11 protein-coding genes are annotated in these 15,860 nt (G+C 61.2%); 5 read left to right on the top strand and 6 right to left on the bottom strand.

All coding sequences use genetic code 11. The features are described 5' to 3' along the window. Positions 1 to 103: 103 nt before the first annotated feature. The gene (locus AB4Z52_RS06425; protein WP_442217077.1) at positions 104 to 1,993 is read left to right on the top strand and encodes a L,D-transpeptidase family protein; all 1,890 of its coding nucleotides are present in this window, start codon (positions 104 to 106) and stop codon (positions 1,991 to 1,993) included. A 154-nt stretch (positions 1,994 to 2,147) separates the two neighbouring features. On the opposite strand, the gene AB4Z52_RS06420 is transcribed toward AB4Z52_RS06425, so the two are convergent. Then, a complete protein-coding gene (locus AB4Z52_RS06420; RefSeq protein WP_442217076.1) occupies positions 2,148 to 3,560 on the bottom strand; it encodes a flagellar biosynthetic protein FliO in 1,413 nt (470 codons plus the stop codon). A 347-nt stretch (positions 3,561 to 3,907) separates the two neighbouring features. On the opposite strand from AB4Z52_RS06420, the gene cckA reads away from it, so the two are divergent. After that, positions 3,908 to 6,517, top strand: a complete 2,610-nt coding sequence (gene cckA / locus AB4Z52_RS06415; protein ID WP_442217075.1) for a cell cycle histidine kinase CckA — start codon at positions 3,908 to 3,910, stop codon at positions 6,515 to 6,517. 4 nt (positions 6,518 to 6,521) lie between these two features. On the opposite strand, the gene AB4Z52_RS06410 is transcribed toward cckA, so the two are convergent. The 3 genes from AB4Z52_RS06410 to AB4Z52_RS06400 all read right to left on the bottom strand — a co-directional run bounded on the left by AB4Z52_RS06410 (position 6,522) and on the right by AB4Z52_RS06400 (position 9,432). Continuing rightward, a complete protein-coding gene (locus tag AB4Z52_RS06410; protein WP_442217074.1) occupies positions 6,522 to 7,418 on the bottom strand; it encodes a DMT family transporter in 897 nt (298 codons plus the stop codon). A gap of 95 nt (positions 7,419 to 7,513) precedes the next feature. After that, positions 7,514 to 8,440 (bottom strand): pseudouridine-5'-phosphate glycosidase, encoded by a 927-nt coding sequence (locus AB4Z52_RS06405; protein ID WP_442217073.1) that lies wholly within the window; start codon positions 8,438 to 8,440, stop codon positions 7,514 to 7,516. A 47-nt stretch (positions 8,441 to 8,487) separates the two neighbouring features. After that, the gene (locus tag AB4Z52_RS06400) at positions 8,488 to 9,432 is read right to left on the bottom strand and encodes a carbohydrate kinase family protein (RefSeq protein WP_442217072.1); all 945 of its coding nucleotides are present in this window, start codon (positions 9,430 to 9,432) and stop codon (positions 8,488 to 8,490) included. Positions 9,433 to 9,672: 240 nt separating this feature from the next. On the opposite strand from AB4Z52_RS06400, the gene recA reads away from it, so the two are divergent. The 3 genes from recA (at position 9,673) to AB4Z52_RS06385 (ending at position 14,597) form a co-directional block, all read left to right on the top strand. Then, positions 9,673 to 10,761, top strand: a complete 1,089-nt coding sequence (gene recA, locus AB4Z52_RS06395) for a recombinase RecA (protein ID WP_442217071.1) — start codon at positions 9,673 to 9,675, stop codon at positions 10,759 to 10,761. Between the two features lie 171 nt (positions 10,762 to 10,932). Beyond that, the gene (alaS, locus tag AB4Z52_RS06390; protein WP_442217070.1) at positions 10,933 to 13,593 is read left to right on the top strand and encodes an alanine--tRNA ligase; all 2,661 of its coding nucleotides are present in this window, start codon (positions 10,933 to 10,935) and stop codon (positions 13,591 to 13,593) included. Positions 13,594 to 13,736: 143 nt separating this feature from the next. Further along, positions 13,737 to 14,597, top strand: coding sequence for an AraC family transcriptional regulator (locus AB4Z52_RS06385; protein WP_442217069.1), 861 nt, complete (start codon positions 13,737 to 13,739; stop codon positions 14,595 to 14,597). Between the two features lie 35 nt (positions 14,598 to 14,632). Here the strand turns inward: AB4Z52_RS06385 and AB4Z52_RS06380 are convergent, their stop codons facing one another. Both AB4Z52_RS06380 and AB4Z52_RS06375 read right to left on the bottom strand, forming a co-directional pair. Further along, positions 14,633 to 15,262 (bottom strand): glutathione S-transferase family protein, encoded by a 630-nt coding sequence (locus tag AB4Z52_RS06380; RefSeq protein ID WP_442217068.1) that lies wholly within the window; start codon positions 15,260 to 15,262, stop codon positions 14,633 to 14,635. Between the two features lie 87 nt (positions 15,263 to 15,349). Further along, complete coding sequence (locus tag AB4Z52_RS06375) at positions 15,350 to 15,796, bottom strand: GNAT family N-acetyltransferase (RefSeq protein WP_442217067.1); 447 nt, start codon at positions 15,794 to 15,796, stop codon at positions 15,350 to 15,352. Between the last annotated feature and the right edge of the window lie 64 nt (positions 15,797 to 15,860).

Here is a 15,860-nt window from a genome sequence, read left to right as displayed (position 1 = left end):
TTTCTTTTAATTGGGTGAGCGATGATCTACTCTTGTGCCAATTGATTTTGAAATCGATTCACCTGCACGAAGCTACCGGATGAATACGGGGACTGATTTGAGAATGGCATTTTTGACGAAAGCAGCAGTATCCGTACTTGCTATCTCCTGCAGCCTGTCAGCCGTGGGCGCGACGAGCGCGAACGCGATGACGTTCATGGATTTCATCCGCGGCGGCAAGGGACGCGCGCAGCAGGATACCATGATCAACCCCAATCTGCCGATTGCCCCGATGCAGAGTGGCCCCCAGTCGCCGAAAGATCCGCTGCCGACGGTCGATGCGCCGCGTTATTATACCTACAAGGCGGACCCGATGCGGCTGGTCGCGGCCGCAAAGTTTGCCGACCCCGTTGTGACCGGCGCGGTTGCAGACGCCTCGACAGCCCCTGTGTCGGTCAACCCTTCAATGGCGCAGCGCCGGTCTCTCAACGAAGCCAAGGTGATGGCGACCAACGATGTCGCCAAGGCGCTGGAGACCTATTATGGCGACGGCAGCCAGCCGCTGCTGTGGGTGTCCGATAGCGGCGTCAACGACAGCGCCAAGGCGGCTTTGGCCGTGCTCGCCGACGCCGGTTCCGTCGGTCTCGACCCGGCCGACTATGCCTTGCGGCTTCCGGCAATCGATAATAGCAGCGTCAATCCTGCGGATCGCGACCACGCCCTGACACAATTTGAGCTTTCGCTGTCTGCCAAGGTCCTGGCCTATGTGCAGGATACGATCCGCGGCCGGCTCGATCCCAACAGGATTTCCGGCTATCACGATTTCAAGCGCAAGGACGTCAAGCTGGACGTGGTGTTGAAGCTCATCAAGGCCAGCCCCGACGTTGCGGCCTATCTGGGCAGCCGCTCGCCTTCCAACCCGGAATTCCTCGCCTTGAAGGCTGAGCTTGCCAAGTTGAAGGCTGAGAGCGGCAACGACGGCAGCCACCTGGCGATCACGCTTAGCGGCATCATCAAGCCGGGCGATAGTTCGCCGCAGATCGCCAATATCATCAAGGGCATCCAGCAGCGCGGTTCCGAAGCGCTGAAGAAGGATCATGCCGCCATTCTCGCCTCCTATCAGCAGACGCCGGAATATACACCTGATCTGGTCTCGCTGGTCGAAGGCTTCCAGAAGGAGAAGGGCCTGACGGCAGACGGCGTCATCGGGCAATCGACCGTGCGGGCGATGGTCGGCGAAAACAGCGATGCCAAGGTCCAGAAACTCAACATCGCCATGGAGCAGTTGCGCTGGCTGCCAGCTGAGCTTGGCCCGCGCTATGTCTTCATCAACCAACCAGCCTTCATGGTCTACTACCATAACAACGACAAGGAAGAGCTGTCGATGCGCGTCGTTGTCGGCGGCAAGGCGCATCAGACCTTCTTCTTCGAAGACCAGATCCAGACCGTTGAATTCAATCCGTTCTGGGGCGTTCCGCAGTCGATCATCATCAACGAGATGCTGCCGAAGTTGCGCGCCGATCCGAACTATCTCGACCGCACCGGCTATCAGGTGGAAGTCAACGGACACGCCGTTCCGTCGTCCAGCGTCGACTGGTACGGCTCGACCAAGTCGATCGCCGTCCGCCAGCCGCCGAGCAGCGACAATGCGCTTGGCGAACTGAAGATTCTGTTCCCGAATTCGCATGCGATCTACATGCATGACACCCCGTCGAAGAGCTTCTTCAAGAAGGACATGCGCGCGCTCAGCCACGGCTGCGTTCGCCTGGCCGATCCGCGCGCCATGGCTGCTGCCGTCCTGAACACATCGGTTGCCGAAGTCGCCAAGCAGATTGCCAAGGGCGAGAACAAGGCCGTGCCGGTGCCGCAGAAGGTTCCGGTCTACATCGCCTACTTCACAGCATGGCCGAACAAGGACGGCGTCGTCCAATATTTCGACGATGTCTACGATCGTGATGCCGCCACGCAACGGGCATTCGACGTCACGACCAAGGCGCGTGGCGCTCAGATCTGATCGATGTGATCACGGCGAACGAAAGAGGCGGCCCACGAGGCCGCTTTTTTGCCTTCTCAGGAGAGGCCTTCGCCTCGTAGCGCCCCAAGTGTCCACCTCTGGTAGAGGTTTATGACTTGCTTTAGAGCGCTCGCGAGGCTGCGTCTGCTGCAAGCTATTTGTCGCGGTTGACGCTCATCTCTCCGAAGATGCGCGCGACTTCGCGCTGCAAGTTGCTGTCCGTACCCACCGCGGGCGTCATCTCGGGATCGCGTCGCTGGCCGGCTACAGGCTGGGCGACGCTTGGCGCAGGGGGAACGAGCGGGTTGGGAACGATGCGCTGGGCACTGAGGTTGCTCGACATCTCCGCCTCCAGAATGCTTTCAAAGTCGATTCCGAGGTCGCGAGGGCGGCCGCCTTCCATAGCAGTCTGGGGCGCTGCATCTATCGATACCTCAGGGGCCTGGGTCGGGGCTCGTCCGGCGTTGGCATCTTGCGGTGCGACGGGAACACCGCCGGCAACGACCGGCATGCTTTGCGCTGGCGAGGACATCTGTGGCTCGCGCTGTGCCTGCGGCTGCTCAGGTGTGAGCACACGATGGCGGGCGGCATCGAGAATGTCAGCGGCTTCAGCCTCTTCATTGCGTTGGAAAACTGTCGGTTCCGGCCGACGATCATGCATGATTGGCGTTGGCTGAGGTGGCAGCGGCGCTTCCACAGGAAGCGGAGGCGGGCGGCGGACCGGTTCGAAGGCAGCCACATGCTCAGGGCGCGGCCGGGGTTCGAAGGCCGGAATTGGCGGCGCATGTGCCTTTTCGGCCGCGACTACTGGTTCAGCCGGCTTTTCCGGCAGTTGCGGTTCGATGACGACGGGATGCGGGCTGGAAAGTTTGATCACCGGAGTAGGTTCGGCAACGATTTGCGCCGGCGGAGCTCGGACTTCGACTACCGGCACGGGCTTTTCGTCGGGCGGACTTTCGGCGCGCGCAGGGTGCGCTTCAACCACTGGTTCGTTTAGACGAAGCGGCTCAGGAACCGCGACATCGGGAGCGGGTGGTTCCACCGGCCGAACTGCCGGTTGTGGCGGCAATTGCACGACAGTCGGCTTCGGCCGCGCGATCTCGACGGGAGCAGCGGGCGCTGAGGAAGCTGCCGGTGGCGCGGGCTCTGGCGGAGCCGCCGTCTCCTCTGCGGGAGCCTCCGGTTCGATGGCGCGAGGCGGTTCAAGGCGCGCAGGTGGGGATGTGGCTTCGTTTTCAACCAGCGTCTCGAAGGACGCATTTGGCGCAAGGGCGATTTTCGCTGCGGAAATGCCGGATTCGATGACGATGTCGGTTGGGCCGCCAATCATGATCAGATGTTCGACGCCGTCGCGGCGAACCAGTACCAACCGGCGGCGAGCATCGACCGCTGCGGCATCCAGCACCTGCAATCTGGGCTGCCGGTTCCTTCCTCCGCGCACGAAGGGAGAGGGAGCGCGATTGCGCAGAAGCCACAGGATGCCGATCAGCACTAGAAGTGCAACCCCCACGCCACCGGCCGCGATAAAGAAACGACTGCCATAGGCCCCGATGATTTCGTCCAACATTCCGCGATACTCCGTTTTTCCGACCATCGACGACGGCAGCCTCAACGACGGCTGCGTTACCCCCACCACTGCACTAATATAACAGCGACTATATGAACAGGTCGCTGGCGACCAGACAAGATAGACAGGCTGCATATGACCTGCGAATGCCGAATTTGGCACAAGCCCGCCATGTTTAGAGGTATATCTGACCAAGCTGGCACAGTTCCTTGTGAATTCAAGCCTTTCTGGTCACGCGGTGCTTTTTGCCGGTACTGCAAATTGCTAAGTAAGGATTCGAAGTCCCGATTCTGGGGATCCGTCAAGACCATTGCCGGGACGCGGAACCGGGCAGAGGTGAGGGGTCCATGACGAAGCAGCGTCAGTCCGACGAGTATAGCGTACCGCTGGTGGATCGCGGGGTACGTTCGGGCACTGTTCTGCGCATCATCCTGCTGGCGCTGGTGTTGATCGCGGCTGCGGCTGCGTTCGTCATATTCAAGAATTCGCTCGACAACGAGATGGTGCTGGGCGCGCTCGGCATCCTTGCGATGGTCGGCATCTTCTTCCTGGTCTCGTCGGTGATCGGCTTCGTCGAGGTTATGCCGCAGACGCAATCCGACAGTCTGGCGCGCTCCTTCCTCAATAGCCATCCTGACGGCACCCTCATCACCGACGAGAAGGGCCGCATCGTCTATGCCAACGCTGCCTATGGCGACCTGACGGGCGCCAAGAAGACGACGGATGTGCAATCGCTCGAAACGCTGTTGTCGCGCAACCGCGAGTCCAACGAGGCTCTCTACCGGCTTTCCAACGGGCTTCGGGAAGGCAAGGAGGGGCGGGAGGAATTTCGCTTGTTGAAGCCGCTCGGTCCGATCGGAAGCAGCGGCTCCGGCGCCCATTGGTACCGGCTGAAAGCGCGGGTGCTCCCAGACGAAAAGGGCGGCAAGGCGCTGCATGTCTGGCAGATCACCGACATCACCTCGGAGCGCGACGACCAGGAGCGCTTCTTCAAGGAATTGCAAAACGCAATCGACTATCTCGACCATGCGCCCGCCGGCTTCTTTTCCGCGGGCCGCAAGGGAGAGATATTCTATCTCAATGCGACGCTTGCCGAATGGCTCGGCCTCGATCTTACCAAGTTCAGTCCCGGCTCGATCGCGATCGGCGATCTCGTTGCCGGCGAGGGGCTGGCATTGATCCAGTCGGTGCAGGCCGAGCCTGGCTTCAAGAAGACGGTCACGCTTGATCTCGACCTGAAGCGGGCGAACGGGCAGAGCCTGCCGGTGCGGCTCGTCCATAGCGTCACTTCGATGCGTGATGGCGCGCCGGGCGAAAGCCGGACGATCGTGCTTGGCCGGCAGAAGGATGACGACAGCGACCAGTCCGCCTCGGTCGCCGCGATGCGGTTCACGCGCTTCTTCAACAATACGCCGATGGCGATCGCCTCCGTCGATGGAAAGGGACGGATATTGCGCACCAATGCGCCGTTCCTGAAGCTCTTTTCCAATGTCGTTTCCCGCGACGATATCGAGCGGGGCGCGACGCTTGAGACGATCTTCAGCGAAGGCGAGAGACCCAAGCTCGCCCAGGCCTTTGCCGCCGCTAAGGATCGGCAAGGTGACATTCCGTCGATCGATTCGCGCAATCCCAATGATGAGACGCGGCATTTCCGCTTCTACATCAATGCCGTCATCGAGCAGAGCGACGAGGCGCCCGAAGAGGCAGCAATCGTCTACGCCGTCGAGGTGACCGAGCAGAAGGCGCTCGAGGCACAGATGGCCCAGACGCAGAAGATGAATGCTGTCGGGACGCTTGCCGGCGGCATCGCGCACGATTTCAACAATGTGCTGACGGCGATTCTGCTATCTTCCGACCATCTGCTGCTGCAGGCACGACCGGCAGACCCAAGCTTTGCCGATCTGATGGAGATCAAGCGCAATGCCAATCGAGCCGCGGTTCTTGTCCGCCAATTGCTGGCATTCTCGCGCAAGCAGACAATGCGGCCGACGGTCTTGAACCTGACCGACGTCATCGGCGACCTGCGCATGCTTGTCGAGCGCCTGTTGTCCGGAACCCGCGTCAAGCTCGACGTCGAATATGGCCGCGATCTCTGGCCGGTGAAAACAGACCTGTCGCAGTTCGAGCAGGTGATGATCAATCTCTGCGTCAATGCCCGCGACGCCATGCCCGATGGTGGCAAGCTGACGCTGAGGACGCGCAATCTGCAGGCCTCCGAAGTGCCGTCCTTCAACTATGCCTATCTGCCGCACGAGGACATGGTTCTGGTGGAGGTTAGCGACACGGGCACGGGCATCGCGCCTGAGATCATGGACAAGATCTTCGAGCCCTTCTTCACCACCAAGGACGTTGGCAAGGGCACCGGCCTCGGCCTTGCCATGGTCTATGGCATCGTCAAGCAGTCGGGCGGCTACATCCAGCCAGAATCCGAAGTGGGCAAGGGCACGACCTTCCGCGTCTTCTTACCGCGCCACGTCATCGAGATCGTGCCCGGCATGGAAAGCGATGCGGCCTCCGGAGCAGACGCGCCGCCGATGGGCCAGAGCCTTGCGCCACTGCCGCCCATTGAGCCGACAGACCTTACCGGCAAGTCCGCTGTAGTTCTCCTCGTCGAGGACGAGGAGGCGGTGCGCCGCGGCGGCAAGCGCATGCTGGAAACGCGCGGTTATACTGTCCACGAGGCTGGCTCCGGTGTCGAGGCGCTCGAAATCCTCGAGGAGCTCGAAGGCAAGGTCGACGTCGTGGTCTCCGACGTCGTCATGCCGGAGATGGACGGACCAACGCTGCTGCGCGAACTGAGGAAGATCTACCCCGACATGAAGTTCATCTTCGTCTCTGGCTATGCCGAAGACGCCTTTGCCCGCAACCTGCCGGCCGATGCGAAATTCGGCTTTCTGCCGAAGCCGTTCTCATTGAAGCAGCTCGCGGTGGCGGTCCGGGAAATGTTGGACAGCTGATCGATCAGCCGCGGCGAGCGATCAGGATGCCCGCCAGCACGATCGCGCCGCCGATCGCCTGCATCGCGCTGATCGCTTCGCCGAGCAACACCCAGGCAAGAATGGCGGCGACGACCGGCTGCAGAAGCAGCGTCAGCGACGAAAAAGCCGCCGGGAGATAGGCGAGCGCATAGGTGATGGCGACCTGGCCGCCCGCATGGCTGATGAAGGCAAGGCCGATGACGATCATCCAGCCAAAGGCGGTAAACGGCAACAGGTGACCCTCGGCGATGAGCGCAAGGGGAAGAATGCAGACCGCTGCGACACCCGTGCTCCAGAGCATGATCCGAACTGTGTCGAAACGGTTGCGAAGGCGGCCAATCACCAGGATATAGCCTGCATAGAAGATAGCCGCCGCGGTCGCCAGGCCGTCGCCTCGAAGGTCGCCGTTGCCGAGGACGGCAAAACCGCCTTTCAGCGCGACAATGCCGGCCATGGCGATGACAAGGCCTGCGAGGAACAGGGCGCTGATGCGCGCGCGCAGGAACAGCCAACCAATGAGGGTGACGAACACCGGAGCCAGATTGGCAAGCAGCGTCGCATTGGCCACCGAGGTCATGTGAAGGGCCAGATGCCACAGGACGAGATCGGAGGCTAGGAAGACGCCAGGCAGCATCAGCATCGCGTAATCGGAAGCGCGCGCAACTCGGCTCTCGGCCCGCTGGGGCTTTGCCCAGGAGAAGATCAGCAGCGGTAACAAGGCCAGCGCCACGCGCCAGAATGCCGTTGCCAGCGGCCCCACCTCGGACAGCCGCACAAAGATAGGCGATCCGCCGATGGCCGCGCCGCCAAGGATGAGAGCGACCAGGGGAAAGCGATTGTCCTTCGGGGAGGCGGGAGCGATGGCGGAAACGTCAGACACGGCGGGAATCCTGGTAGTGATGAAGCACGGACCTGGCGGACGGTGCGGCTCGGCAGGTCAGCTCTGATTCCGATGATGAGGCGGAGATCGCCGCCTTAGGTAACAAGCGCCACGGCGATTTCGGCGGCGAGCCGTGCGTTGTTTTCGACCAGCGCGATGTTGGTCTTCAGGCTGCGTCCATCCGTCAGGTCGAAGATGGTGCTAAGCAGATAGGGCGTGACTGCCTTGCCCGAGATTTCGTCGCGCTCCGCGTTGTCTAGTGCGCGAGAAATGTAGATCTCCATTTCGTTGCGCGGAATTTCGTCGGCCTGCGGCACCGGATTGGCGATCAGCATGCCGCCATCGATGCCGAGCTGGTCGCGGGTTTTCTGGAAATTGGCGATTGCCGCCGGGCTGTTCAGCGTCAGCGGGCTTCTAAGGCCGGACTGACGCGACCAGAAGGCTGGAAACTGTTCCTGCCCGAAGGTTACCACTGGCACGCCGCGGGTTTCCAGGACCTCGAGCGTCTTTGGAATATCGAGGATAGCTTTGGCGCCGGCGCAAACGACGATGACGCCGGTGCGGGCGAGTTCCTCAAGGTCGGCCGAGATGTCGAAGCTCTGCTCGGCACCGCGATGAACACCGCCGATGCCGCCCGTCGCAAAGACCTTGATGCCGGCGCGGGCGGCGGCAATCATGGTGGCGGCGACCGTCGTCGCACCCGTGCGACGCTCGGCAATCGCGAAGGCGAGGTCGGCACGAGATACCTTCATGGCGTCAGTGGTCTGGGCAAGGCTCTCGAGCTCTGCCGGCTCCAGGCCGATATGCAGGGTCCCGTTGATGACGGCGATTGTGGCCGGAACGGCGCCTTCGTCACGGATGATCGCCTCGACGCTGCGGGCCATCTCGATGTTGCCGGGATAAGGCATGCCGTGGGTGATGATGGTCGATTCAAGCGCAACGATCGGCGCGCCGCGCAGCTTCGCGCTTTCGACTTCCTTCGAATAGGAGATCGGCAAAAGCGGTGAAATCGGCTTGGTCATGGTCGTGTCCACTTATCTTGGAAAATGGGAAAGGATGGTTTGCGGCTTCATGACAGCATTTCGGCCTTGGGAACAAGGGCCAGCATTGTCTTCAAGAGGTTCGGCGAGAGATTTTCGGCGGTGGCAAATGGCGATTGCACGGTGATTGCAGCGGCGGCGACGCCGTGGCGCAGGGCCTCGGCAAGGTTGAGACCGGCGATTAGCCCCGACAGAACGCCTGCCGCCAGCGAATCGCCGGCACCCGTCACATCGGCGATGTCCTCCACGGTCGGCGGCTGCAGGCTGACGATCTCGCTTTCGGAGAACGCCACGACTGCGCGTTGCCCACGGGTAATGACGCCACCCCTCAGCCCGAGCGCCCGAAGCCGATCGACCCATTGCAACGCATGTTCCGGCCGCTCCTCGATCAAGGTAGCAGCCTCTGCCTCGTTGAGAAAGAGATAGTCAATGGTACCAAGGCAGGCGTTCAACCGCACCACCTTTGCTGGCGAAATGGCGATGGCAGCGAGCGGCTTGCCGCTTTCGCCGGCGCGGCTGGCAATCGCCTTCAGCGTCTCGGTCGGCAGATTGGCGTCGCACAGGATGAGATCAGCTTCTTTGAAGGCGTCGCGCACAGAGCGGATTGCCAGCCGGCGCGGACCGAAAAGCCGATAAAGCTCCATGTCGGCGAGCGCGATGACCAGGTTGCCGTCGTTTTCGAGGATCGCGGTGTAGCTCGGCGTTTTCCGGTCGAGAAAAACGAAGGGCCGGTCATCGACGCCGGCTTGGCGAGCTGCCTCGCCGACCGCTTCACCCAGGGCATCGCCGCCGCGGGGCGAGATCATCCGGACGTCGAAGCCCAGCCGGGCGAGATTCCGCGCCGCATTGAAGCCGCCACCGCCCGGCTCCTCGAACCATGCGCCGGGATTGCTCGAGCCCGGCGCCGTCTCGCCGAAGATGCGGCCGCGCCGGTCGATGTGGGCGCCGCCGAGAACGAGAATTTTTTTAGCCATGGTGGGTCGTCCTATCGTCCGGCCGGGCGAATCGAGGCTGCCCGAGCGGTATCGCGCGGTGCGCAAATCGATGGGTAAGCGATTGCAACGAAAGAGGAAAACAAATATCGAACAAAGCTCATTTTACCTTTTTCTTTCAATCGGTTGACGTGGGCTTGCGGATATGGAACAAATCAGGTACAAACTTCTCATCAACTGCTTGATTGCTTGGGCGGCTTCAATAACCTAAAGGTGGATCGAATGTCACAGAATAGTTTGCGGCTCGTAGAGGACAAATCGGTGGACAAAAGCAAGGCGCTTGAAGCGGCACTCTCACAGATAGAGCGCTCGTTCGGCAAGGGCTCGATCATGAAGCTCGGTTCGAGCGAGAGCATCGTCGAGATCGAAACGGTTTCCACCGGCTCTCTTAGCCTCGATATCGCCCTTGGCATCGGCGGGCTGCCGAAGGGCCGCATCGTCGAAATCTACGGTCCGGAAAGCTCTGGTAAAACGACGCTGGCACTGCAGACGATCGCCGAAGCGCAGAAGAAAGGCGGCATCTGCGCCTTCGTCGACGCCGAACATGCGCTCGATCCGGTCTATGCCCGCAAGCTTGGCGTCGATCTGCAGAACCTTTTGATTTCGCAGCCGGACACGGGCGAGCAGGCGCTTGAAATCACCGATACGCTGGTGCGCTCCGGCGCCATCGACGTGCTGGTCATCGATTCGGTTGCGGCACTGACGCCGCGTGCCGAAATCGAAGGCGAGATGGGCGACAGCCTGCCCGGCCTTCAGGCGCGGCTCATGAGCCAGGCGCTGCGAAAACTGACGGCCTCGATCTCGCGCTCGAACTGCATGGTCATCTTCATCAACCAGATTCGCATGAAGATCGGCGTCATGTTCGGCTCGCCGGAAACGACGACGGGCGGCAATGCGCTGAAATTCTATGCGTCCGTGCGCCTCGACATCCGCCGCATCGGCGCGGTCAAGGAGCGCGACGAGGTCATCGGCAACCAGACCCGCGTCAAGGTCGTCAAGAACAAGATGGCGCCCCCTTTCAAGCAGGTGGAATTCGACATCATGTATGGCGAGGGCGTGTCAAAGACCGGCGAACTCGTCGATCTCGGCGTCAAGGCAGGCATTGTCGAGAAGTCGGGTGCCTGGTTCTCCTATAACAGTCAGCGCCTCGGACAGGGCCGCGAGAACGCCAAGATATTTCTGCGCGACAATCCTGATCTCGCAAAGGAAATCGAAGCTATACTGCGCCAGAGTGCCGGGCTGATTGCCGATAAGTTCCTGCAGAACGGTGGTCCGGATGCGAATGACGGCGACACTGCAGCGGAGATGTAATCCGGCAGCCTGATTTATCTGTTGGGCTTTGAGAAGTTCGAGACCGGCCGCACGCTCTGAAGGAGATGTGCGGCCGCTTTCGTTCGGGCGGCTGGACAGGGCCCGGAGCGGACGATAAAAGCCGAATGGATTTGAGCGATACCTGCCTTCGGCAGCAATGAAGGGCATAGCATGAGCGGCGTGAACGAAATCCGGTCGACCTTTCTCGACTACTTCAAGACGAATGGGCACGAGATCGTTCCGTCGAGCCCGCTCGTTCCGCGCAACGACCCGACGCTAATGTTCACGAATGCGGGCATGGTGCAGTTCAAGAACGTCTTTACCGGCGTGGAAAATCGGCCATACAAGACTGCGTCTACCGCGCAGAAATGCGTTCGCGCCGGCGGCAAGCACAATGACCTCGACAATGTCGGTTATACCGCGCGTCACCATACGTTCTTTGAAATGCTCGGCAATTTCTCCTTCGGCGATTATTTCAAGGAGCAAGCGATAGAGCTTGCCTGGAACCTAATCACCAGGGAATTCGATATCGACGCCAAGCGGCTACTGGTCACAGTATACCACACCGATGACGATGCCTTTAATCTGTGGAAGAAGATTGCCGGGTTGCCGGATGACAGGATCATCCGCATCGCCACCAGCGACAATTTCTGGGCGATGGGCGATACCGGCCCCTGCGGTCCCTGTTCGGAAATCTTCTATGATCACGGCGATCACATTTGGGGCGGACCTCCCGGTTCGCCTGATGAGGATGGAGACCGTTTCATCGAGATCTGGAACCTCGTCTTCATGCAGTTCGAGCAGTTGTCGAAGGAGGAGCGCGTAGCACTGCCGCGGCCGTCGATCGACACCGGTATGGGTATCGAGCGCGTTGCCGCTTTGCTGCAGGGCAAGCACGACAACTACGACATCGACCTCTTTCGCGCACTGATCGAGGCATCCGAGGAAGCAACAGGCGTCATGGCCGAGGGCGAGCACCGGGCGAGCCACCGGGTCATTGCCGATCACCTGCGCTCCTCCGCTTTCCTGATCGCTGATGGCGTTCTGCCGTCCAATGAGGGTCGAGGCTACGTGCTTCGCCGCATCATGCGTCGTGCTATGCGGCATGCGCAGCTGCTCGGCGCAAGGGATCCCTTGATGTACAAGCTTCTGCCGACGCTGGTGCAGGAGATGGGGCGTGCCTATCCGGAATTGGTCCGGGCCGAAGGACTGATCTCCGAGACGCTGAAGCTCGAGGAGAACCGGTTCCACAAAACGCTGGAGCGCGGCCTGTCGCTGCTGTCCGAGGCAACATCGACGCTGGCGAAGGGCGATCGTCTCGACGGCGAGACCGCGTTCAAGCTTTACGATACCTATGGCTTTCCGCTTGACCTGACGCAGGACGCGCTTCGCGAGCGCGGTATCGGTGTCGATATCAGCAGCTTCACCGATGCCATGGAGCGACAGAAGGCTGAGGCGCGGTCGCATTGGGCAGGCTCCGGCGACAAGGCGGCCGAGACCATCTGGTTCGAGCTCCGCGAGAAGCACGGCGCCACGGAATTTCTCGGCTACGATACCGAGACGGCGGAAGGCGTGGCTCTGGCGATCGTCAAGGACGGCGTTGCAGTCGAGAGCGCGGCTGCGGGCGACAAGGTTCAGGTCATCGTCAACCAGACGCCGTTCTACGCTGAATCTGGAGGCCAGATGGGCGATACCGGCATCATCGCCGGCGACAATACCAAACTCGAAGTGAGCGACACCCAGAAAAAGGGCGATGGGCTTTTCTCGCATATCGCCACGGTTTCCGAGGGGACGATCAAGGTCGGCGACGCCGTTGCCCTGACGGTGGATCATGCGCGGCGCGGTCGCCTGCGCGCCAACCATTCAGCAACACATCTTCTCCACGAGGCATTGCGCGAGGTGCTGGGCACGCATGTTGCCCAGAAGGGCTCGCAGGTGGCGCCCGAGCGCCTTCGCTTCGACGTATCGCATCCAAAGCCGATGTCGGCGGAGGAATTGAAAGTCGTCGAAGATATGGCAAACGAGATCGTGCTGCAGAACTCGCCTGTCACCACACGGCTGATGAGCGTCGACGACGCCATTTCCGAGGGCGCGATGGCCTTGTTCGGCGAGAAATATGGCGACGAGGTTCGCGTCGTCTCGATGGGCCAGGGCGTACGAGGCGTCAAATCGAACAGGCCCTATTCCGTCGAACTATGCGGCGGCACGCATGTCGCGGCGACCGGCCAGATCGGCCTCATCAGGGTTCTGTCTGAAAGCGCCGTCGGTGCTGGCGTTCGCCGCATCGAGGCCGTGACTGGCGAATCCGCCAGGGTTTATCTCGCCGAGCAGGACGACCGCGTAAAGACGTTGGCAACTGTGCTGAAGGTGCAGCCGAGCGAACTGGTCAGCCGTGTCGAGAGCCTGATGGACGAGCGCCGCAAGCTGGAGCGCGAGCTTGCCGATGCCAAGCGCAAGCTTGCCATGGGTGGCGGGCAGGGCGGTTCCGTCGACGCGGTTCGCGAGATCGGCGGCGTGAAGTTTCTCGGCAAATCCATCGCCGGCGTGGATCCCAAGGATCTGAAGGGGCTCGCGGACGACGGCAAGACAACCATCGGTTCTGGTGTCGTCGCGCTCATCGGCGTCTCTGACGACGGCAAGGCAAGCGCCGTCGTTGCTGTGACGCCGGATCTGGCAGGTCGCTTCAGCGCCGTTGATCTCGTTCGCATCGCGTCCGTAGCGCTCGGCGGCAAGGGTGGCGGCGGCCGGCCTGACATGGCGCAGGCCGGCGGTCCGGATGGCTCGAAGGCAGATGAGGCGATCGAGGCGGTCGCGAGCGCTCTTGCCGGCTAGGGGCCGGCCGCGAGGTGGGATTTTCAGGCGGCGGGGGCTTAAGGGTCTCCGCCGTTAGTGTTTTCAGACGTCGCCAAGTCAGCAGGATTTGTCAAATCGGGTTATGCTTTTCTATGGACGATCGAATTGCATGAGGTTCCGATATGAATGGCGAAACGGCATGGGCACTTTATGAAGCGCGTCTGAGACGGGTTTCTGCCTATATCCACGAGCATCTGGATGAAGAGCTCGATATGGATAGGCTTGCCGAAATCGCCTGCATGTCGAGCTATCACTGGCACCGGATCTATCGGGCGATCTACTGCGAGACGCTGGCCACCACGGTCAAACGGCTGCGGCTGCACCGCGCCGCCGGGGATATCGTTCGCACCGATCTTCAAGTCAGCGAAATTGCAAAGCGGTCTGGGTATCCCAATCTCCAATCGTTCAATCGCATCTTCAAATCAGTCTACGGCATGCCGCCGGCGCGATATCGGAAAGAGGGAAGCCATACGATCTTCGGACCCAACAATAGTGGAAAGGCCAATGCCATGTTCGACGTTACGCTTCGCACCATCCCCGCCCTCGAGCTAATCGGGGTACCCCACACCGGCTCCTATATGCAGATCAGCCGGGCTTTCGAAACGCTGCACGGCACCTTGCATGCCCGCGGCCTGATCACGCCCGACATGAAGATGATCGGCCTCTATCTTGATGATCCTGATATCGTCCCGCTCGACAAGCTACGCTCGTTTGCCTGCGTCACCGCCGGGTCCAATATCCCGGCCGAACCGCCACTCGTGCGCCGCGCCGTCGATGGCGGCGAATATGCGGTGCTGCGCCATAAGGGTCCCTATGCGGACATGCACAAAGCTTACCAATGGCTCTTTGCCCAGTGGCTGCCGAAATCCGGCCGGCAACTGCGCGACACTGTCATGTTCGAGGACTATATCAATAATCCACGTGATGCCGCACCGACCGAATTGCTGACGGATATCTACATGCCGTTGCAGCAGGCTGCCTGACAGCTGACGCGAACAGAACTCGCCAAGCCAATGCGTTATGGTGAGTTTTGCTGCGCAGGTATCGCCGCATTGTCGATTTCCGTGGCGCGGAGATAGGCATCGCGCTTGCTGATGCGCTCCCAGTAGTCGACGAATGCCTGCCGCTTCTCGATGGAGCCGAAGCGGAGGCCCCAGCCGACCTGTGAGCCAACATAGACGTCGGCGGCCGTGAAGCGGTCGCCGGCAACGTACGGCGTTCCGGAAACAGCCTGTTCCAGCGTGTCCATCGCATCTTCAAAACGTCCGCAGCCCATCATCCGCAGCCGTTCCCGTGGCGGCTCGAAGCCGAGAGCCCGGTTGGTGACCGCCATTTCCAGCGGGCCGGCCGCAAAGAACATCCAGCGGTAATAGGGAGCGCGCTCATCCGCCGCAGGCGCCAGGTCGGCATCAGGAAAGGCCTCGGCAAGATAGGCGCAGATCGCGGCACACTCCGTTACCACGGTCTTGCCGTGGCGGATGGCCGGAACCTTGCCCATCGGGTTAATGGCGAGATAGTCCGGCGCTTTCATCGTCGTGCCGAAATCGAGATATTCAGTGCGGTAGGGAACGCCCGTTTCCTCCAGCATCCAACGAGCGATACGTCCGCGCGACATCGGGTTGGTGTAGAACGTGATCTCTTCGGACATGACGCGCTCCCCTTTTTGATGCTGGAGACAGGAGTGGAACTGTAATCGGTTCAGCGCGGCTTGTGTAGTCAGCGCTGGATCAACGCCTCACAGCGCCTTTCGGTACTGGACGAAGCCGGAACGCTCGGCGATCTGGTCGTAGAGCCTGCGTGCGGTGGCGTTGGTTTCGTGGGTCATCCAATAGAGCCTGCCGGCGCCGTTGGCGCGGGCGAGATCAGCGACGGCTTCTATCAGCAGCGCGCCGGTGCCGCGGCCGCGTTGGCTGTCGTCTACGTAGAGATCCTGTAGGTAGCAGGTCCATTGCGGCAGCCAGGTGGATCGATGGAAGATCGCATGAACGATGCCCACGAGCCGGTCATCCTCGTCGAAGGCGCCGAGCGCATGCATCGGCTCCGCGCCATCGTGAAACCGGCCCCAGGTGAGGTCAACGGTCTCCGGCGGAATGGCAACCTCGTAGAAGCGTTGGTAAGCGGTCCATAGCGGCTCCCAGGCCGCGCGATCGGATGGCTGCAGCGGACGGACGACGGTCGTCATCTTCGGAGACCTCGAAATTGGCCCAGATTTCAAGACGGCGGGGAAATCCCGCCGTCGATGATTG

Origin of the sequence: Rhizobium sp. 2YAF20, from assembly GCF_052114685.1 — a bacterium.
Lineage (GTDB): Bacteria > Pseudomonadota > Alphaproteobacteria > Rhizobiales > Rhizobiaceae > Rhizobium.
This window is presented reverse-complemented; position numbering and strand designations above follow the sequence as displayed.